Genomic DNA, 21,182 nt, shown 5'->3' on the forward strand with positions numbered 1-21,182 from the left:
ATCCAGTTCCCTCCCCTTTACAAGGGGAGGGTTAGGGTGGGGTAAAAAATATTTGATACATCAACCATAACTTTTCAAACACCCTCTTAGGATTGATAATAAAAACAAGTAGGGATATAGCATAACTGTATCCCTCATCAAAAATCGGATGGATAAGGATAGTCAAAATGTGATTATAATTATCTGCTTCTGATAAACCTGAAATCTCTCAAGTGATAAAAGAAGCAAATAGACTATTAATTTAACATCAATAATCCCAAAAATCATCAAAATCCTAAAAATCACAGTTTAGACATTTTATCTAACAAAACACTAACCTTTTTAGCCCTTTCTGGTTGACGCTGTTTTTGCAATAATTCCTTTGCTTGAACTAAATTACTTTTCGCTTCTACTTCCTGTTGTTCCTGCATGAGAATATTCGCTAAACGTAAATAAGCATCAGGATTTTTGGGACTACTATCAATTACTCCACAAAATAACGCTTTTGCTTCGGCAATTTGTCCCTTCTGATTTAAAATGTCTCCTAACAGCAAACGTACCATATCATTGGTAGAGTTGATAGCAATGACTTTCCTCAAAGCTATTTCAGCATTTTCAAAATCTTTAGCTTGATAAAAATTGATGCCTTTTTGAAATAAATTAGAAGTAATCAATGTTTTGATACTCAAATAACCAAGAATACTAAGACCAAAAATGACTACAGAAATAGCGATAATATTGGAAGTGGGAAATGTTTCTAACATGAGTTTAAGCTAATAAACAGGAAACAGGAAAAATTAGATATTCAATGAAAAACAATTTCCAGATAAATTGATAGAAATTAGTAATGGCTTGTTTGTCTTGTAAATCAACTCCAGCACCTTGCCACCACATCACAATTAAAGCTACTGTATGAGTGATTAAGATGAAGATAGTGTTAACTTCCGCAAGATTGAATAACGCTACTAAAATCATACCTCCATAACAGATTGTTAATACCCAAAGTGCGAGATTAAATACTTTTTGTTGTCCGAGTTGGAGGGTGAAAGTTGTGATATTATAAAATCTATCTCCTTCCATATCAGGAATATCTTTGAAAATAGCGATCGCAAATGTAAATACCAAGATAAACACCGTTAAAGCCCAAACTGCACCCGGAATCCCTTGGCTTCTTTGCAATACCCAACTAAAATGCAAAAATAAACCTAAATTAACAATCGTTCCCCGCACCGAAAAAATACACAAAGCAGCCCAAAATGGAAACTGTTTTAACCGAATTGGTGGTAAAGAATAAGCCGTACCAATTGCTAAACTTATCGTTACCATACCCATTAAAAATGGTCCCGTTAGCCATGCTAAAGCCAAAGCCACAATACCAGTAATAATAACAATTAATTGTCCTTGTCCTCTGGTAAATTCTCCCGACGCTAAAGGTAAATCTGGTTTATTGATTTTATCAATGTCAATATCTTCCAATTGATTCAAACCAACAATATAAATATTGCCACAGATACAAGCAATCCATGTTGCTAAAATTTGACTAATATGCAAACCAGAAAACTTTGTCGAAGTGACACCCAGGGTAATTAAATATAAACCCAAAACACTCAAAGTTGTTCCCATAATTGTATGGGGACGGGAAAACTTCCAAAAAGAATAAAACCAACTTCCTGGAAAAATAGCAGAACTTTGTTTATAAAATTGATTCATTTTTTGCTCTTTTTTGTTCGTAAGCACCTAAAGGAATTGAACTTATACCATTTCTTTATGAAACTGCGCCGAATTTCCTAACCTTATCTTTTTCTTCTCTGTGTCCTCTGTGCCTCTGTGGTTCGTTTATCCTTAAATTGAGTACATCTTTAAACAGAATTGGACTTATTTTGTCCCGCGTAATAATCCAAATCTAACTAATCCAGTTTCGTAACCTCGACGCATTAAGCCTAAAGATAATGCCCCCTGAATTGTAGTCCAACCAGCCATTAATAAACCGATAAATGCTTGGGGTGTAAACGCTGAATCAATGACAACATTCCAAAAAGGTGCAACTGCGGTTGACCAATCAGCCGTGCGAATATTATTTAATGGTAATTGCCAAGCGATCGCTTCATACTCCGCTAAAGAAATCACATAAGGTAAACAATAGACTCGATAAATATCCTCTAAGTGCTTTTGCTCATCCGTTGTTAGTGGTGACTTATCCGTATTCCGATGACACCATGTCACCATAATCAAAGTTCCACCGGGCTTTAACACGCGATAACACTCTTGTAAAAATTTAGTTTTATCTGGCATATGTTCACCGCTTTCCAGTGACCACACCAAATCAAAAGAATTATCATCAAAGGGCATTTCTTGGGCATTGGCAACCATGAACCTAGTCTTTTGACTCAAACTCATTGCCAAAGACCTTTCGGTGGCTCTAGCAGCTTGTACAGGACTCAATGTAATTCCCGTGGCATTGGACTCAAACTTATCAGCCAAGTATAAAGAACTACCACCAATTCCACAGCCGACATCAAGGATATTTTCAGCACCTTTAACATCTGCCCATTTTAGCAACTCTTCAATTAAATCAATTTGTGCCTGACGGCGTTCTTTTACCTGTTTACCATCTACACCATAATAACCGTGGTGCATATGTTCTCCCCAAATCTGTTCCCACAGACTGGAAGAAGCATCGTAAAATTCCTGAATTTGTTTGTAAAGTATTTGACTCATGAATTTAATAATTAAAAAATGACAGGAAATTGGAAAAAAACTTATTCTTAGGCTACCATCTATGTTTTTAATTAGATAGGGATATTTTTCTGCCTGGGAATAACTCATTAATTCTACCTTGGTAAGATGTCAAAATAGCCTAATTGCACAAAGTTTATTTATTTTTCATTTTTAATTACTTATGACTGTTGCGCGGACAATTTGTTTGGGCTTTGTCGCTGTCATTCTCTTGGGAGCAATTCTCTTGACAATGCCTTTCTCTACTGGTAATGGTAATTGGAATGACCCCATTGTTGCCCTATTTACTTCAACTTCGGCGGTTTGTGTCACAGGTTTAGCAGTGGTAGATACTGGCACTGAATTTTCCTTTTTAGGTCAGTTGTTTATTGCCTTATTAGCCCAAATTGGTGGTTTAGGTTATATGACAACTACCACATTTTTAATGTTATTAATTGGCAGAAAATTTGACCTGCGACAAAAAGTAGCAATTCAACAAGCTTTAGACCGTCCAGGCATGAGTGGTAGCAGTCAAATTATCCGTTCTATTATTGCGACTACCTTATTATTTGAACTCACGGGAGTATTTTTATTAATGATAGTCTTTGTTCCCGAAAAAGGTTGGCAAGAAGGAACTTGGTTAGCGATTTTTCATAGTGTTAGTGCTTGGAATAATGCTGGATTTAGTTTATTCAAAGATAATTTAATTGGTTATCAATCTTCTCCTTTAGTGATTATCACAATTGGCTGTTTAATTATCTTTGGAGGTATTGGTTATCAAGTAATTCTGGATATGTATTTGTGGTTACGTGACCGCATAGTCAAAAAAACAAGTTATTTAGTATTCTCTCTAGATTTCAAAGTTGCTACTAGCACAACTTTAATATTATTAGTGCTAGGAACAATTGCAATTCTCTTTGTAGAAATTAGAAACGATAGCGTCTTTGGACAATTAAGTTTATCTGATAAAATATTAGCCGCTTGGTTTCAGTCAGTTAGTACCAGAACCGCTGGTTTTAATAGCATTGACATTGGGAAAATGACTAATGCCGGATTATTCATTATGATTGCTTTGATGTTTATTGGTGCAAGTCCTGGAGGTACAGGAGGAGGAATCAAAACAACTACTTTACGAGTGCTTACCAGTTGTACAAATGCAATTCTTCAAGGCAAAGAAGAGGTATTATTATATAATCGCAAAATTGCCATCTCATTAATTTTAAAAGCTGTTGGAGTGGTGTTTGGTTCACTAGCAACAGTGATTGTAGCTACGGTTTTAATTAGTATTACCGACCCCAAATTGGCTTTTATTCAAATTCTTTTTGAAGTAGTATCAGCCTTTGGTACAGTCGGACTTTCTACAGGAATTACAGGGACTGTTTCTATTGCAGCAAAATTGATTTTAATTCTCACAATGTATATTGGTCGAGTTGGTGTTTTACTATTAATGTCATCTATATTAGGTGATCCTCGTCCTACCAGAATCCACTATCCCGAAGAAAATCTCCTTGTTGGATAATCACCAATTACCAATTAATATCGAATAATGTAGGGGCGAAGCATTCGGACAATTAATTATCGGTTTTTACCCAAGACTATCATCCGAATGCTTCGCCCTTACTGTGGTCTAAAGACATGAAAACTGCTGTAACGTCATCACAAAACCTTCAAAAACCTATTCAGGAAATATCATTTTTATGTCAGTGATTACCATTCGAGAACAACAGCAAATAGCAACAGGATTTGCAGCCAGTCTCAGTTTTGGTGACGGTGAATATGACATTACTATTACTGATCCTTTCACTCCCCAGGAAGAAGAGGATCTAGAATGGTACTTTGAAGAATGGCTGGTTTGTCCCATGATGAATACAGTCAAAGCCGAAAGGGCAAAAAACAGTGTTAAAACCTACGGTGAAAAGCTATTTGAACAAGTTTTTCAGGATAAGAAAGCATACAGCAAATATCAACAATTTAAAAATAATCTCGGTCAAGTACAAATAGAAATAGTTAGTAAAACGCCGGAATTTCAAGGACTGCATTGGGAAGCATTGCAAGACCCTGATTTTCCCCGACCTTTAGCCGTAGATTGTGTAATGCTGCGGAAAAGCGTTAACTCTGCTGTTGGGTCTGTAAATTTGCCACCTTCCCCAGTTATTAACTTGCTGGTAGTTGTAGCGCGTCCTGACGAAGAAAAGGATGTGGGTTATCGGACAATTTCCCGTCCTCTGTTGGAATTAATCGAAAATGGTCAATTGCGGGTAAAGGTGGAATTGCTGCGTCCAGGTACATATCAGGCATTATCCCAGCATTTGGAGGCAAAGGGCGCGAATTTTTATCATATTATCCATTTGGATATGCACGGGGCGTTATTGACTTGTGAACAGGTGCAAAAACCCAGTGCAGTCAATCGTTATTTGTTCAAAGGACGCTATGGACGGGATGACTTGCAGCCTTTTGAGGGTGTGAAGGCGTTTTTGGCCTTTGAGGGGGAGAATCAGGGGAAAGTTGATTTGGTGGAAGCGTCGGAATTAGCGGCTTTGCTGACTGGTAAGGGTATTCCTGTGTGTATTCTCAATGCTTGTCAGTCGGGTAAACAGGTGAAATCACCTCAAAATAATGTAGAGACGTTCCATGAAACGTCTTTACAAAACACAACAACATCTCTACAAAATACAGAGGAAGAGGTCAGAGAAACCAGTTTAGGAAGTCGGTTGATGAGTGCGGGAATGGAGATGGTGGTAGCAATGGGTTATTCTGTCACTGTGACTGCGGCTAAGTTGATGATGGAACATTTATATAAACATTTATTTGCTGATAAACCTATCACGGAAGCTATTAGATTAAGTCGGCGAGAATTGTTTAATGATAAGGAACGGAAAGCCTATTTTAATAAGTTAATTAAATTAGAAGATTGGTTATTACCTGTGGTTTATTATAACCAGTCGGTGAATTTTAATTTACGTCAGTTTACACCAGAAGAAGAAGAGAAATATTTTGAAACTGTTGGTAGTGAATATCGGTTTCCTTTACCGACTTATGGCTTTGTGGGGCGAGATTTGGAAATTCTCAAAATTGAGAAGGCGTTGTTAAAACACAATGTTTTACTGTTGCAGGGAATGGGAGGAACTGGAAAAACAACACTGTTAAATTATCTGCGGGAATGGTGGCAGAAAACCAACTTTGTTAAAAATGCCTTTTATTTTGGCTACGATGAAAAAGCCTGGACACTCGACCAAATTTTATTTTTTATTGGACAGCAAATATATGAAAAGTATGAATTTGCCAGATATCAAGTAATGAGTCAAAGGGCGCAAATAGAGAAATTAGTCGCCAAATTGCGGGCTGAAAAATACGCTGTGATTTTAGATAATTTAGAATCAGTTACAGGACAACAATTAGCAATACAAAATACATTACCAGAAGCAGAAGGTCATCAAATCCGCGATTTTATTGGGCGCTTGGTTGGTGGTCAAACTTTGGTGGTTTTGGGTTCACGCAGTCGGGAAGAATGGTTACAGCAGCAAACTTTTAAATTCAATCTTTATGAATTACAAGGATTAGATCGAGAAGCGCGGACGGAGTTAGCTGAGAAGATTTTAGAAACAAATATACCTACACACAAAATTGAGAAAATTCGCCAAGATGGGGATTTTCAGAAGTTAATGAAATTGTTAGCTGGTTATCCCTTAGCAATGGAAGTTGTGTTAGCAAATTTGCGAAAGCAAACACCACAGGAAATTTTACAGGGTTTGCAAGGGGCGGATGTAAATTTAGATGTTGCTAGTGAGGATAAGACTAAGAGTATTTTAAAATGTGTGGAATATTCCCACAGTAATTTATCACCAGAAGCACAAAAGTTGCTGATTTGTTTAGCTCCTTTTAGTGGGTTTATATTTCGTGAAAAGATGCCTGATTATATTAAGGAGTTGCAGAAATTAGAACCTTTTCAAAATTACCAGTTTGATAAATTTGATGATGCTATAAAAGAAGCAATTAACTGGGGTTTATTATCACCTCATTTACATTTACCTGGGTTGCTGACAATTCAACCTATTTTACCGTACTTTTTAAAGAGTAAGCTAAATATTGTTGATGAAAAAATTCGTTATTCTTTGTGCGAAGGATTTAAAAACTACTATCAAAATTTGGCTGAGAATTACGAGAAATTTTTGTCTTGCCATAACGCACAAGAGCAAGAATTAGCGAGGTTTTTCTGTAAAATAGAATATGAAAACCTTTATAATGCCTTAGAGATTTGTTTAAAAAATAAAGAAAGCATTAGTATATTTTTCTGCTTAGATAAATATTTAAATATTATCAATGATAATCAAAACAACCTTAAACTAGCAGATAAAGTGTTCCAGTGTTTGAACAAGTATCCATCTGAGTTTATAGAAACCGAATTGGGCTATCAGATATCAATGGCACTTGACAGACTAGCTAGATGCTACTTACAAACTAAACAGTATCAGCAAGCTAGATTAGCTTATCAACAAAAACTAGACATCTTTCCAAGACTGAGCTATTTAGATCAGAGAACAAAGCAGCTTGCAATTGCTGGCATTTACCATAATTTAGGATCTGTTTCCCACGGATTACGGGACTTTGCAAAGGCGAGGGATTATTATCAAAAAGCTTTAGCTATCAAAATCGAATATAGTGATCGCAATTCTCAAGCTGGGACTTATCACCAACTAGGATATGTTTATCAAGAATTACGGGACTTTGCAGAGGCGCGGCGTAACTATAAAATAGCTTTAGAAATTTTCGACGAATTTGGTGATCGCAATTCTCAAGCTGACACATACCATAATTTAGGAAATATTGCCTATCTATTGGAAGAATTCCCAAAGGCTAAGGATTATTATCAGCAAGCTTTGTACATATATATCGAGTTTAATAATCGTTATGAACAAGCTGGAACTTACCATCAATTGGGAAATATTGCCTATCTATTGGGAGAATTGTTACAAGCACGATGCAATTATCAAAAGGCTTTGGAAGTTTTTATCGAATATAAAGATAGCTCTGGACAAAGAAAAATATACCACGAGTTTGGAAGATTGTCAGAAGAATTGGGTGAATATAAGGAAGCACGCGGATATTATGAAAAAGCTTTAGTTATCACAATCAAAGATGAAGATAGATATTCTTTAGCTTTAACTTACCAGTGTTTAGCTATACTGGCAGAAGCACAGGAAGATTATACAGAAGCTAGAACAAATTTACAAAAAGCGTTAGAGATATATGTTGAATATAAAGAGGAATATTGGGGGAATATTGTGAGGGAGATTTTAGAGAGATTACCAGAGTGATGCTAAAAAATAGAGTTCTCAGATTCATTCAGACGCTATCTTTGTGGGATTAACAGCTATTATTTCCGAGTAACGAGCAAAATCCTTGGTGTTAAATGTCAGAATGTGAGTTATCCCATGAACAAGCATTGCAGCTACAAGTCTCGCATCATGCACATTGATACCAATAACAGAATGAGTAATAACAAGTCCTTCCCATTCGGAATAAACTGCTTCGGTGTCTAAAGAAAGATGAAAAATAGTTTTTAATCGTTTTATTTCTACTTCTGCTTCTATTGCTGTACGTCCTAATCCATTTCTCTCAATGGGACGAGTGTAAACATTCCAAAACTCAATTAAGTTTTGCGGGACGATATGTAATGTTTCGCCCTGACCTAACAATTTATTGATAGCATTGACAGCATCACTATTCATGGGATGAGATAACTCAACGCTACGTAATAATATGTTTGTATCTATAAGATAAGACATTTAACCCCTGTCACCATAAATACTTTCTCGGCTGATTGCTTCATCAGAAAGGTTTGGTAAATTAAGATTTCTGTGACTCTCTACCCATGCTTGAAATTCAGCTATCCGTTTTTCTGGAGTAGCATTTTCACCAACTGGTCGTTCTTGTTGAGGTTCTACCAATTGAGTCAGTATTATATTTAGGTAGGGTTGAATTTCTTCAGGATTACGGTTAGTTATATCAGCCAAAATTTGAGTGATTGTTTCCAAATCCTGTTTATGTGATTCTTGGAAAAAATGCAAAACTTCTGTATTCATAACTTCAGTTATTTGTTAGTAAATCTGTGAGGACGGGGAAACCCCGTCCCTACATCATAAACTATTTGGCTGGGGGTAAAGTTCCACCATTAGCAGCCGGGGGTTCAGTGTAATCACAAAAGATATTTACCCCTATTTTGAGGATATATAAAACTATCACAGTGGCGATCGCAGGATCAAGAGGTAAACCACTAGATGAAGCTAAACCCACTAAGGAAACTATAACACCAGTGAGTAAAGGAGAACTGCCCGGATTTCTGGTATATTCTCTAAGTTGACCACGAAACCCGTCATCACCACAAAGTTCATTTCGCAAGGCTTTGAGGGTGATTTGCAAAAATGACTTATCTCCCCCCATCATAGCTTGACCATTTTTTGCTTGCCATAAATCTTGAAAAGCCGTTTCCATGTCGCCATTGTGCTTTTCTAAATGATCCATTGCTTCCAGTCCGGGGGTATAATCAGGCATTAATTCCCGCATAGCTTTGATTTCGCTGTTAGTTATTTGCATAGCTAATTTAGGTGGTTTACTTAGTAGTATCAAAATCAACTACATTATGGACAGGGATTATTCATTCCGTATTTAGTGTACCAATTACCAATTACCAATTACCAATCACCAATTATGAATCTTTCATCATTAAAATTTCTTCGCAGTTTACGTAAAGATAACCACCAATTTGCTGTAATTGGGTTAGGTCGTTTTGGTCGTTCCGTTTGTTCAACACTGCATAATTTAGGTTATCAAGTGTTAGCTACAGATGTTGATGAAAAACGGGTTTCCGAAGCCTTAAATGAAGAAATAGTTGGTCATGCTTTACAACTTGATTCAACCGAACCAGCAGCACTAAAAGAAGCCGGAATTTTTGAATTTGATACCGTCATTGTTGCTATTGGTAATTACGTTCAGGAAAGTATTATTACTACTTTAAATGTCAAAGAAGGTGGTGTACCTCACGTAGTTGCAAAAGCCTCTAGCGAAGTTCACCGCAAATTATTAAACCGAGTAGGAGCAGATCATGTAGTGTTTCCTGAATACGAAGCTGGTTGTGCTTTAGCACGCACACTTACTAAACCGGGAATTTTAGAAAGATTTGATCTTGACCCAGATAATAGTATTGTTGAATTAATTGTTCCTGATGAATTTCATGGAAAAACCATTGCTGAACTTCAACTTCGTAACCGCTATGGTTTAAATATGTTAGCTGTGAGTCATGATAGTAAATTTATCATTAATCCCGAACCAACTAAACGTTTAGAAAAAGGTTCTGCAATGGTAGTAATTGGTTGCAATAAAGATATAAATCGTTTACCAATATAGGGAATAGGGAACAGGGAACAGGGAATAGGGAACAGGGAATAGGGAATAGGGAATAGGGAATAGGGAACAGGGAACAGGGAATAATAATTTGTTCAATTAAGTAGGTGAACGGAAAAAAACCGTAGACGCTCCGCGGCTTCTCGAAGAGTAATATGTAACGAAAAGTAAAAAGTCATACTGAATCTAATCTAAATTAGATGATCCATTACTTCATCAAAAATTCATAATTTAATGCTTTTCCCTTCTGGTAATATCAGCATGGCATCACCAAAAGAATAAAAGCGGTATTCAGAAGTAATTGCTTCTTGATAAAGATCCAACAATCTTTCTCTACCAATCAAAGCACTAACGAGCATCAATAAACTAGAACGGGGTAAATGGAAATTGGTGATTAAACCCTCCACAACCTGCCATTTATACCCAGGATAAATAAACAAATTTGTCTTCCCCACAAATGGCTGTAAATCTCCCAATTGTGCTGCACCCTCCAAAGCCCTTACCGCTGTTGTTCCCACCGCAATAATTCGCCCCCCAGCAGCCTGAGTAGCCCGAATTTGCTCAACGGTATCAGCAGGAACTTCAATCCATTCTTCGTGCATAGCATGGGTAGTAACATCTTTTACTTCTACTGGGCGAAAAGTACCGATACCCACATGAAGAGTAATAAAAGCCTGATTAATGCCACAACTACGCAATTTTTCTAGTAATTCCGGTGTAAAATGTAATCCTGCTGTTGGGGCGGCGATCGCTCCTTCTTCAGCCGCATACACTGTCTGATACTGTTCATCAGCAGCCGTAGAAGCCGTGATATAAGGTGGTAGAGGAATTTGTCCAAATGTCCCCAACACCTGCAATAAAGGAACTTGCTCCGGTAACTCAAACTGTAATAATCGCCCCCCAGTTTCCGAATCTGACTCAACCACTGTCGCCTTTAATGTTTGTTTATTTCCCTGTTCCCCCGATGTAAAAATAATCTCATTGCCTATCTTAAACTGCTTTCCTGGCTTCACCAAAGCCAACCAGCAATTATGTCGCCGTTCCTCTACCAGTAACACCTCCACACTCCCACTCGTAGACGTATAGCCATACAACCGAGCGGGAATAACTTTAGTATTATTCATCACTAGCAAATCTCCCGGCTTTAACAGTTCCGGCAAATTACGGAAAATGTGATGTAGTGGTGGTATAGTCTTAGCGGTTTCAGGAGAATTTACCACCAATAACTTAGAACTATCTCTAGGAACAGCAGGGTTTTGGGCAATTCGTCCCGGTGGAAGTTCGTATTCATAACCAGACAACGAACAATCTAAATTGATATCTTGTGATTCTGCTTGTAGTATTTTTTGCTTCATATTAATTGAGTAATTGAGTAATTGGTAATTGGGAAAATTATTTCTCCCTGCCCCCTGCCTTCTGCCTTCTGCCCAGATTGGGTAAATCTCCCCATAAAAGAACGGGTGCTTTTACCCTACCGGGAACTCCACCCCATTAACGAAGATAGATAGGTAGAACTAATTTTAATCCCATAACATGATGATGGAATACTTATACTATCTAGGCAATGCCACCCTCACCCTGAGAATCGTTCAATACCTACATGGTAGACCACAACTTCCCCTATCCTTTGTGAGCGTGATTCATCAAATTGATGGTTGGGTAGTCAGAATTAAATTCAAAGAAACAGTCTCAGATCAACAAGACGGCGATTTTCGAGCTTTCTTGAGTGAATTGGGAATTAGCTATCAACCACCAATGAGAGTCCAAATGGCGTTTTGGAGTTTAGAAGCCGGACAAACACCCGTAGACGTAATGCGTCGTTACCAAGTAGCAGTTGTTTCTCATGGTAGGCCGGAAAGGGAAGAAATTGAAGCATTTAGACAACAGTTTGTTCGAGGTTTAGGATATTGTCCAGAAACACTCGCTTAAACAGTTCTAAATTAAGTATCGCAAAGTAAAAATAATTTCGCCATAGCAGTTATTACTTATCAAAAGCTGCCTCAATGTATTGTTGCAGTTTAAACTCATATCCAGATATAGATAAACGCTCTAAAAATTTGTCCCCAATAATTTTTCTAGTTTCTGGTTGATAGTGAACCAGTGCTACATCAAAGCGACAAGCATAATCAGCTTTTTGTGGATATTCAGCTAAAAATATTTCCGCCGTCCGCCAAATTTTTGCTTGTTTTTGGGGAGTAATGGCATTTTTTCCCCCCTCATCCCAATTACCAGAACTGCGGGTTTTCACTTCAACAAACGCCACAATTGAGTCTTGATATTGAGCGATAATATCAATTTCTCCCCAAGGACACCAAAAGCGCCGCTGCAAAACTTCCCAACCTGTAGATTGTAACCATTTGGCTACCAGGTCTTCACCTATGTTACCAATATCTGCATAATTAAATGGAGAAGGATTAGCCATTAATTAACAATACCATGAATACTAAACATCGCAATTGGATAAGCATACTCAGTTTATTACTTTGGGCAATCATTTCCACCACAGCTTTAGCAAGTTTTGTCCCTACTGCTGTAGCACTGGAATATAACAAAGAAATTCTGATCAGTGCTGATTTTTCTGGACGTGATTTAACAGACTCCAGTTTTACTAAATCAAATCTTCGTTACAGTAATTTTAGTAACTCTAATTTAAGTGGTGTGAGTTTCTTCGCCGCCAATTTAGAATCAGCAAATTTACAGGGAGCAAACCTAACTAATACTACATTAGATTCAGCGCGATTGATTAACGCCGATTTAACCAACGCCATATTAGAAGGAGCATTTGCCGCTAACGCCAGATTTGATGGTGCTATAATAGATGGTGCAGATTTTACCGATGTACTACTGCGTCAAGATGAACAAAAGAAACTATGTAAGTTGGCAAAAGGTACTAATCCCGTGACAAAAAGGGATACAAGAGATACTTTATATTGTTCTTAGATCAGATCAGATCCCCGACTTCTCAAACAAGTCGGGGATCTGACGCTTACAGTATTTATATATTTTGTAAAATTTGTGAAAGTGTTAATTTGAGTTCTGGAAATAATGGCGATATAATTAAATCATTACCTCTAAATTGATTAACTATGTATTCATCATCAACTAAAGAATAAATAGAAATAGTCGGTTGTTTAGGATTACCAATAAATCTTTTACCACCGAAAGCACCATAATCAACTATCCAATATTCAGGAATACCCATTGATTCATAATCATTGGTTTTCTGAGTATAATCTGTTTGCCAATTACTGCTAACAATTTCTATCACTAAAGGAACTGAAGCAGCTTGAGTAATGGTTGATTCTTTTTTCCACAAAGGTTCATTAGGTAAGTTATTTCTATTCAATAATAATAAATCAGGTGCATAAGCTGATAAACTATTAGGTGTTTTAATTAAAGCTGTTTTGGGGATAAAATAAGGAAGTTTAAGTTTTTTATATTCTGTAACTATTTCTTCCAATAAAAATCCGATAATTTCTTCATGATCTCCTACTGGTGGGTTCATTTCTACAATTTCTCCATTGTGTAATTCATAACGTGATCCTGTTTCTGGATAGGATTGGATAAACTCCTCAAAGCTGACTGATTTGGTTAAGGTTTGAACCATGATTCACCTCTTGAATGGTGATAATTTGCTGATTTCAATTATACTATATAGAAATCTGATATTACCAAAAATTATTAATTTTACCCAACTAATTTATGATATAAAATTGTTAGTTATCTCCTATAAAATATGCACCAGCAAGAAATTCGACTGAAACCCGGTACATTATGGACAAGTCTTAAAAAAACCACCGAACTCGCTTTAAAATCTGGAGCTTTAAAATCTATTCCCACAGAGTTGGAAATTTTTGAAAAAGATGGAATCAAGTTTGTTATCAGAATTTTAGAAAATATCAACCGCAAAAACGCTGATAAGGCTAAAAAAGATCAAGAAGCGACTAAAACTGGTAAAGAATTTAATCCTTTTTTACCCTACGAAGAAGATTTATTTGTCACAGATATCTCTAATACTCATGTTTGTATTTTAAATAAATTCAATGTTGTTGATTATCACTTATTAATAATCACCCGCGCTTTTGAACCACAGGAAAGCCTACTTACCCTAGAAGACTTAACAGCAGTATGGGCTTGTTTAGCAGAATTTAATGGGTTAGTATTTTATAACGGTGGTAAACTTGCCGGTGCGAGTCAACCACATAAACATTTGCAAATTGTTCCTTTTGCAGAAACAGATATTCCCATTTCATCACTTTTGAAAACAGCAAAATTAGAAAATGATCTGGGAACTATTCCAGAATTTCCCTTTTTACACGCTTTCACTACGCTTAAAATGGGAGAAAGTGCAGAAGTAACCTTAGAAAAATATCATACTTTATTGCGAACTGTGGGAATTAAACCTCTAGAAAATAATATGCAATCAGGAGCATATAATCTTTTATTTACGCGAGAATGGATGTTAATTGTCCCCCGCAAACAAGAAGAATTTGAGAAAATTTCTGTCAACTCACTAGGATTTGCGGGGGCATTATTAGTTAAAAATCAACAACAAATGCAATTACTAAAAAATATCAACCCTATTAACCTTTTAAATAATGTTGCTTTTCCTAGACAACAGAATTGAATCTTAGACTACAATATGAGTTATTGTATTTCCTTTGCGTCTTTGCTCCTTAGCGTCTCTGCGCGAAACAAAAATCATAAAAAAGAGGAAAAATCATGGAATCTTTAGACATAAAATGGATTCGTTCCCAGTTTCCCGCACTCACACAAACAATCAACGGAAAACCAGCAATTTTCTTTGATGGACCCGGTGGCACACAAGTACCCGGTGGAGTATTAGACGCAATTAGTGATTATTTAGTCAGATCAAATGCCAATGCTCACGGGGCTTTTGCTACCAGTATGCGAACCGATGCCTTGATTATTTCTGCCAGGTCAGCGATCGCCGACTTCCTAGGATGCGATCATGATGAAGTAGTATTTGGCGCAAATATGACCACCCTCACCTTCTCCGTGAGTCGCGCTATTGGTAGAGAACTACAACCAGGTGATGAAATAATTGTTACAGACTTAGACCATGCTGCCAATATTTCTCCCTGGTATGCTTTAGAAGAAAAAGGTGTCATTATTCGGACTGTTGATATTAATATCGCCGACTGTACTTTAGATTTAAACGATTTAGAAAAAAAGATAAATTCCCGCACCAAACTAGTAGCAGTAACTTACGCTTCCAACGCCGTTGGCACAATTAATGATATTGCTAAAATAGTCAAACTCGCCCATAAATTCGGGGCTTTAGTATATGTTGATGCCGTTCATTATGCCCCCCATGCACCGATAAATGTTCATCATTTAGACTGTGATTTTCTCGCCTGTTCCGCCTATAAATTCTTTGCCCCCCATTTAGGAATCCTCTACGGAAAAAGAGAACATTTAACCAAATTTTCTCCCTATAAAGTTAAACCAGCATCAGAAGAAGTCCCTTCCAGATGGGAAACAGGAACATTAAATCATGAAGGTTTAGCCGGATTAGTAGCAGCAATTAATTATTTAACAAAATTAGGTTGTCATGTTTCCCCAATCTTAGATAACGAATTACTTTCATCCTTAATAGAAGCAGATAGAGAAGGCTTAATAACCTTCCATTGTCCTCGCTTTCTAACTGAACAAAAACAACCAAACCATGAATTAGCATCAGCTTATCATAGCCGACGAGCCGCATTATTAGTAGCAATGTCAGCCATCCAACAATATGAAAGAGAATTAAGCAAAAAGCTAATTTCCGGATTATTAAAAATCCCCGGTTTAAGCCTTTATGGTATTACCGAACCCAGCCAATTTACATGGCGGACACCAACCGTCTCTATTCGCATAGAAGGAAAAACACCAGAAACAATCGCCAAAATATTAGGAGAACAGGGAATATTTGCTTGGTACGGCAACTTCTACGCAGTTAACCTCACCAAAAAACTAGACGTAGAAACATCAGGTGGCTTATTACGCATAGGACTAGCCCACTACAACACAGCCGCAGAAATTGATCAACTGCTGCAAACCTTAAATGAAATCGTCTAAAACCTTTAAATTACAGCTATCTTCTTCCTTTGCGCCTTTGCTCCTTAGCGCCTTTGCGCGAAACAAAATTGAAAATAGCTGTAAACCCCACTAACCGCAGTCCTCAACCTCACAAACCCGACGAATATTGAGAATATCACTCATTTTCTTGAGTTGCACAAATAAATGTTCCAACTGAGAACAATCGCGGACATCAATACCCAAATTCATCAAAGCGGGTTGTCCCAAAGAAGTTTTCACTTGAGCATGACGGACATTGATCCCCTGGTCACTCAAGCGTGACAAAACATCTTTTAATACTCCCACCCTATCCATAGCCTCAATCTGTATATTAATAGGATAAGTATGAGTACGACTGCGGTTTTCCATAGCTAAATTCCAGCGGACTGGGACTAAACGCTCATACTCAACAGGATCTACATTATGACAGCCTTGGCGATGGATAGAAATTCCTCTTACTCGCGTCACCACACCCACAATCGCTTCCCCAGGAATGGGAGTACAACAGCCAGCGATATGATGAACCAAACCCTCCATACCAGTAATTGGGGAATCACTAGCACGGGAACTAGTGGTTAACATATCCCGTGAAGTTTTTGGCGTTGGTTCTTTGGGAATAAATGGAACAACATCACTTACAGGTTGTCTAGCTTTGACAATTTCCCGCCACCGGTTCAGTGCTAAGTTTGAGGTAATTTCCCCATAACCCAAACCGGCGAGTAAATCTTCCACACTGTGATAATTACATTTTTCCGCCACAGTTTGCATAGCGTCTGATTTGAGCAAATTCTCAAAACCAGTTTTCCCCAATTCCTTCTCTAATAAATCCCGTCCCCTAGCAACATTTTCTTCCCGGCGCGATCGCTTGTACCATTGTTTAATTCTATACTTCGCAGCCGAAGTGCTAACAAAATTTAACCAATCTAAGCTGGGATGACAATTCTTTTGGGTAATAATATCCACAATATCGCCATTATGGAGACGCGTGGATAAAGGAACAATCCGCCCATTGACTCGCGCCCCCGCACAGTGATTTCCGACTTCCGTATGAATCCGATAGGCAAAATCTATACTTGTAGAACCGGGACTTAAAGGAACAACATCCCCCTTTGGGGTGAAGACATAAACGTCATCTTCAAATAGATTGTCTTTAACACTATCTAAGTATTCCTGAGCATCCTTTAAATCACTTTGCCAATCTAGCAACTGCCGTAACCAAGTAAACTTTTCATCAGTGCTTGTCACAGGAGTATTTTCAGAACCCCCAGTTTCCTTATACTTCCAATGGGCAGCAATACCATATTCCGCGATATGGTGCATTTCCAAAGTCCGAATTTGCACTTCCAACGGGCGGCCAGTCAAGCCAATTACTCCAGTATGCAAAGACTGATAATGGTTTGGTTTAGGCAAGCCAATGTAATCTTTAAATCTACCAGGAATGGGACGAAAAGAATCATGAACCACTGCCAAAGCCCGATAACATTCTTCATTGGTTTGAACAATAATTCGTAGCGCTGCCAAATCGTAAATTTCATGAAATTCCTTTTGCTGCCGCTGCATTTTTTGATAAATGCTATAAAGGTGTTTAGGACGACCACTAATTTCCAGACAATTAACACCAGCTTTGAGTAATCGACGGCGCAAAGTATCCGTAGCTTTGAGTAATTTTTCTTCCCGTGCCGTGCGTTTTTCCGCGACACATTGCTGAGTTTCTCGATAAGCCTCTGGTTCTAAATATTTAAATGCTAAATCTTCTAATTCCCATTTAATTTGCCAAATCCCTAAGCGATTTGCCAAAGGTGCGAAAATATCTCGTGTTTCCTGGGCGCTGCGTTGACGACTAGCTTCGGACATATATTGAAGGGTTCGCATATTATGCAAACGGTCTGCCAGTTTTACCACAATTACGCGAATATCTTGCGCCATAGCCAAAAACATTCGCCGGAAATTTTCCGCTTGACTTTCGGTTTTGCTAGTAAAATTTATTTTCGACAGTTTGGTAACACCTTCTACCAATAGCCGCACTTCTGCTCCAAACCGGGCTTCTATATCTTCACTTGTAACTTCTGTATCTTCAACTACATCATGGAGTAAGCCTGCTGCTATCATAGCCGGACTACCACCTAATTCACGGAGTATTTCAGCTACGGCAACAGGATGGGCAATATACGGTTCTCCTGATTTCCGAATTTGACCCCCATGCAGTTCATATGCAAACTGAAAAGCCCGACAAATTAAGGCATTACCGTTATACGTTCGGTCTTCTTCTTCTGTAAGTATTGGCGCTGGTGGTGCAATTAAACATTTGTTAAGCCAATCTGGGAGAATGACATCAACAGGGGGTTTGACAGCTACACTACTCATAAAATAAACAGGTAATTTGTGGATAGGTTAAGAGAAAAGCAAAATTGACCAAAGATAACGGGATACAAGCCCCGTCCTGGAAGGACGGCTTTATGTTAAAATTTGGGCATAGTCGCCATAGGGCATTGGGAGACTTTAAACGGACATGGAGGGACGATAAGACCACTTGTGGCGTGTTCTGGCGAAGTGTCAAGGAATCCTCGCTTCTTGAGGACGAGGAGGTATGTCAAAGCACCCCTCTAGAATAGATGCTGTTGCCTGAAGGCTTAGAGATGATGCCCTAATTGCTTGTAGTCATCATCCATAGTAGCTTGCCTGCAAAGATCATAAAAAATACCTATTGACGGCAAACCAAGCCTTAAATCTGATTTTAAGGCTTGTAATTTTGATAATAAACAAAAGAAATTTCGGTTGTATGAGAAAATTTTCTTGACATTAATACTATCTTAACTAGCAACAGATGTCTTTTAATTGTGATAAATATCAGGAATTGGCAACATTTCTAGATGAGTTTCGAGCTAATGTAACGGCAGGTAAACTTAATTTACAGGAATTAAAGCAAAATTTAGCCCAGTTGCAGGGATTTTTTATCCAGCAAATTGTGCCTTTGGTTGATGCTAACTCGCGGGAACAATCCTATAAAACGGAAATAAATAAGCAGTTGCGACTATTGGAAGTAGATATGATGTTTCTCCAAGGGGCAAAGCAATTAACAACATTACAATCTAGGTTGAAAACTATTGAGGAGCGTATTGATACTTTAATTAGATATTGTCAAGCTATTATTCAGCCAATAGAAGAAAAGGAATAATTTAGCTACAAATATACTAAAATTCGATGATTTTTTTCACGCAGAGGCGCAGAGGCGCAGAGAAGAACGCAGAAGGTATTGTTTTTACAACATATTTATAAACCTCATTTATACAATTTGTCATAATTAAATTTACTTATTTGATAAATTTACAGAGGTAGATGGTAAAAAGCGAAGGCGGACTTCGTTTTTGTAGCCCCAGACTTATAGTCTGAGGGCTATCTGCCAAAAGTGGATGCTCCCGTCATTTATTTATACCACACTCTTGATTTCTCTCTGTGACTCTGCGCCTCTGCGTGAGACAAAAAAAGTGAAGTCAACTAAAAATGCTCTAAAATAAACAAGTAACCAGAAAATGGTAAATTAATTTCAGTTGTAACTATTCTGAATCCTGCTTATATGTTTACCAGAATACGCCGTCTTTCAAATCAATTTTTTAATAACTCTCGAACAGTCAATAATGAACCACTCAATAAAGTGAGTTTGATTGTCATTATTTTAGTTGATATTTTCATTTTAATTAACGTTTTTACAGGTTTAAATAATATTAGTGAATGGCATCTCAGCCCAACTCAAGCTTATCCATGTTATTCAGAATGGAACAATTACAAAACCCAAACTACAAAAAATAAAGATTATGAATTTTTGAGAAGTTCATTACCTTACGGTAGCAATCAGCAAAAAATTCGGCAAACATATCAAAACGCAGAAGTTGGACATTTGGGTAAAGTTTCGGAAATATGTTTGAACTACGGTGAATCTAAAGATAAACTGAATAATCCTCAAAATCAGAAAATTCTCACCACGATAAATCAGACTCAAGATAAAATTAGTCGTCTTGAACAAGCAAATGCTACCATTCGTCAACAATATGATTCAACCTTATTAGAAAAAATTGCTGGTCAGTCTTCAGGTAATTCCATTAATCAAGTTCGCGCAGAAAAAGCTAAACAAGAGTTAACGCAAAATAGCGAAAAGATTTCCACGTTGAAACAGGAAATTGCTAATCTACAAAATCAACTGCTGACAAAACCTGAAAGTATTAATTTCCTGTCTTTTATCAAAGAGGAAACTAAATTTAATCAAGTTAAAAAAGGTTATAAAGACGCATCATTTTGGTATCCTAGTATTCAACTGGTTTTTCAGGCTATCTTTTTACTCCCGTTAATTCTCATTGCCTTATTAGTTAATAACTTCAGCCAAGGCAAGGGATATGGATTAATAGCATTAATTAGCTGGCATTTGCTAGTTATATTTATCATTCCCCTAATTCTAAAAGTATTTGAATTTCTGCAAGTTGGTGCAATATTCCAATTCTTCTTTAATATCATTAGTTTCTTCTTTGGTGGTTTAGTTTTCCTCATTAGTTACGCTTATATTTTGCTAATTCCTTTAGTTGGTTTTGGCATGATTAAATTCTTTCAAACCGTTGTATTTAATCCTAAAATTCAAGCAGTTAACAGAATCCAAAAATCACAATGTATTCGGTGTGCCAAGAAAATTCGTCCTCAAGATAGCCACTGTCCCCACTGCGGTTATTATCAATATGTTGAATGCCATAACTGTCATAATTTGACTTATAAAGAATTACCTTATTGTCATCATTGTGGTGCTGATCAAAATCATGCTAGTTTAGGGCAAAATTAATAACTCAAATTGTGTTAAAATATCAATCAATTTAAGCAATTATCATAAATGTTGGGTTTCACTCTCGTTCAACCCAACCTACATTGCAATATAAGAAAATTAGGAAAATTAAACTTATCAACATATTTTTACGCCTATTGATTAGATATTATTGAATTATTGACTTTAAATCTAGGCAGACAAT

19 protein-coding genes are annotated in these 21,182 nt (G+C 37.2%); 9 read left to right on the top strand and 10 right to left on the bottom strand.

Going from position 1 to position 21,182, the window contains the following annotated elements; all coding sequences use genetic code 11:
• Positions 1-281: 281 nt before the first annotated feature.
• The 3 genes from AN490_RS10945 to AN490_RS10955 all read right to left on the bottom strand — a co-directional run bounded on the left by AN490_RS10945 (position 282) and on the right by AN490_RS10955 (position 2,697).
• Entirely contained in the window at positions 282-743 is a 462-nt protein-coding gene (locus AN490_RS10945; RefSeq protein ID WP_300003014.1) for a tetratricopeptide repeat protein, read from the bottom strand.
• A 4-nt stretch (positions 744-747) separates the two neighbouring features.
• Positions 748-1,689 carry a homogentisate phytyltransferase gene (locus AN490_RS10950; RefSeq protein WP_300003017.1) on the bottom strand — a complete coding sequence of 314 codons (942 nt, stop codon included), beginning with the start codon at positions 1,687-1,689 and terminating at the stop codon, positions 748-750.
• 165 nt (positions 1,690-1,854) lie between these two features.
• Positions 1,855-2,697: a methyltransferase domain-containing protein gene (locus tag AN490_RS10955; protein ID WP_300003020.1), complete on the bottom strand. Its 843-nt coding sequence runs from the start codon at positions 2,695-2,697 to the stop codon at positions 1,855-1,857.
• A 181-nt stretch (positions 2,698-2,878) separates the two neighbouring features.
• Between AN490_RS10955 and AN490_RS10960 the strand changes: the two genes are divergently transcribed.
• Positions 2,879-4,213, top strand: a complete 1,335-nt coding sequence (locus AN490_RS10960; protein WP_300003023.1) for a TrkH family potassium uptake protein — start codon at positions 2,879-2,881, stop codon at positions 4,211-4,213.
• 178 nt (positions 4,214-4,391) lie between these two features.
• Entirely contained in the window at positions 4,392-8,009 is a 3,618-nt protein-coding gene (locus tag AN490_RS10965) for a DUF2225 domain-containing protein (RefSeq protein WP_300003026.1), read from the top strand.
• Positions 8,010-8,033: 24 nt separating this feature from the next.
• Here the strand turns inward: AN490_RS10965 and AN490_RS10970 are convergent, their stop codons facing one another.
• The 3 genes from AN490_RS10970 to AN490_RS10980 form a co-directional block, all read right to left on the bottom strand.
• Positions 8,034-8,480: a PIN domain-containing protein gene (locus AN490_RS10970; protein ID WP_300003029.1), complete on the bottom strand. Its 447-nt coding sequence runs from the start codon at positions 8,478-8,480 to the stop codon at positions 8,034-8,036.
• Positions 8,481-8,777: a hypothetical protein gene (locus AN490_RS10975; protein WP_300003032.1), complete on the bottom strand. Its 297-nt coding sequence runs from the start codon at positions 8,775-8,777 to the stop codon at positions 8,481-8,483.
• Between the two features lie 61 nt (positions 8,778-8,838).
• Positions 8,839-9,288 (bottom strand): hypothetical protein, encoded by a 450-nt coding sequence (locus tag AN490_RS10980; RefSeq protein ID WP_300003035.1) that lies wholly within the window; start codon positions 9,286-9,288, stop codon positions 8,839-8,841.
• 114 nt (positions 9,289-9,402) lie between these two features.
• On the opposite strand from AN490_RS10980, the gene AN490_RS10985 reads away from it, so the two are divergent.
• Positions 9,403-10,098 (top strand): TrkA family potassium uptake protein, encoded by a 696-nt coding sequence (locus tag AN490_RS10985; protein WP_168697468.1) that lies wholly within the window; start codon positions 9,403-9,405, stop codon positions 10,096-10,098.
• Positions 10,099-10,319: 221 nt separating this feature from the next.
• On the opposite strand, the gene queA is transcribed toward AN490_RS10985, so the two are convergent.
• The gene (gene queA / locus AN490_RS10990) at positions 10,320-11,450 is read right to left on the bottom strand and encodes a tRNA preQ1(34) S-adenosylmethionine ribosyltransferase-isomerase QueA (protein WP_300003044.1); all 1,131 of its coding nucleotides are present in this window, start codon (positions 11,448-11,450) and stop codon (positions 10,320-10,322) included.
• Positions 11,451-11,634: 184 nt separating this feature from the next.
• On the opposite strand from queA, the gene AN490_RS10995 reads away from it, so the two are divergent.
• Positions 11,635-12,024: a hypothetical protein gene (locus AN490_RS10995; RefSeq protein ID WP_300003274.1), complete on the top strand. Its 390-nt coding sequence runs from the start codon at positions 11,635-11,637 to the stop codon at positions 12,022-12,024.
• Positions 12,025-12,076: 52 nt separating this feature from the next.
• Here the strand turns inward: AN490_RS10995 and AN490_RS11000 are convergent, their stop codons facing one another.
• A complete protein-coding gene (locus AN490_RS11000; protein ID WP_015083648.1) occupies positions 12,077-12,517 on the bottom strand; it encodes a YraN family protein in 441 nt (146 codons plus the stop codon).
• A 14-nt stretch (positions 12,518-12,531) separates the two neighbouring features.
• Here AN490_RS11000 and AN490_RS11005 point away from each other — a divergent pair, with 14 nt between their 5' ends.
• Positions 12,532-13,035 (top strand): pentapeptide repeat-containing protein, encoded by a 504-nt coding sequence (locus AN490_RS11005; protein WP_300003047.1) that lies wholly within the window; start codon positions 12,532-12,534, stop codon positions 13,033-13,035.
• A 55-nt stretch (positions 13,036-13,090) separates the two neighbouring features.
• Here AN490_RS11005 and AN490_RS11010 read toward each other — a convergent pair whose 3' ends face one another.
• Complete coding sequence (locus AN490_RS11010) at positions 13,091-13,702, bottom strand: Uma2 family endonuclease (protein ID WP_300003075.1); 612 nt, start codon at positions 13,700-13,702, stop codon at positions 13,091-13,093.
• A 129-nt stretch (positions 13,703-13,831) separates the two neighbouring features.
• On the opposite strand from AN490_RS11010, the gene AN490_RS11015 reads away from it, so the two are divergent.
• Together AN490_RS11015 and AN490_RS11020 are read left to right on the top strand one after the other, a co-directional pair.
• Positions 13,832-14,722: a DUF4922 domain-containing protein gene (locus AN490_RS11015; protein WP_300003078.1), complete on the top strand. Its 891-nt coding sequence runs from the start codon at positions 13,832-13,834 to the stop codon at positions 14,720-14,722.
• A gap of 95 nt (positions 14,723-14,817) precedes the next feature.
• The gene (locus tag AN490_RS11020; RefSeq protein WP_300003081.1) at positions 14,818-16,176 is read left to right on the top strand and encodes a cysteine desulfurase-like protein; all 1,359 of its coding nucleotides are present in this window, start codon (positions 14,818-14,820) and stop codon (positions 16,174-16,176) included.
• A gap of 90 nt (positions 16,177-16,266) precedes the next feature.
• Here AN490_RS11020 and AN490_RS11025 read toward each other — a convergent pair whose 3' ends face one another.
• Positions 16,267-18,540, bottom strand: coding sequence for a bifunctional (p)ppGpp synthetase/guanosine-3',5'-bis(diphosphate) 3'-pyrophosphohydrolase (locus AN490_RS11025; protein WP_300003084.1), 2,274 nt, complete (start codon positions 18,538-18,540; stop codon positions 16,267-16,269).
• Between the two features lie 460 nt (positions 18,541-19,000).
• Here AN490_RS11025 and patD point away from each other — a divergent pair, with 460 nt between their 5' ends.
• A complete protein-coding gene (gene patD / locus AN490_RS11030; RefSeq protein WP_300003087.1) occupies positions 19,001-19,351 on the top strand; it encodes a heterocyst frequency control protein PatD in 351 nt (116 codons plus the stop codon).
• 399 nt (positions 19,352-19,750) lie between these two features.
• Positions 19,751-20,998 (top strand): hypothetical protein, encoded by a 1,248-nt coding sequence (locus tag AN490_RS11035; RefSeq protein ID WP_300003090.1) that lies wholly within the window; start codon positions 19,751-19,753, stop codon positions 20,996-20,998.
• Positions 20,999-21,182 lie beyond the last annotated feature (184 nt).

This window comes from Anabaena sp. AL09, from assembly GCF_001672255.1.
GTDB classification, from domain to species: Bacteria; Cyanobacteriota; Cyanobacteriia; order Cyanobacteriales; family Nostocaceae; genus Dolichospermum; species Dolichospermum lemmermannii.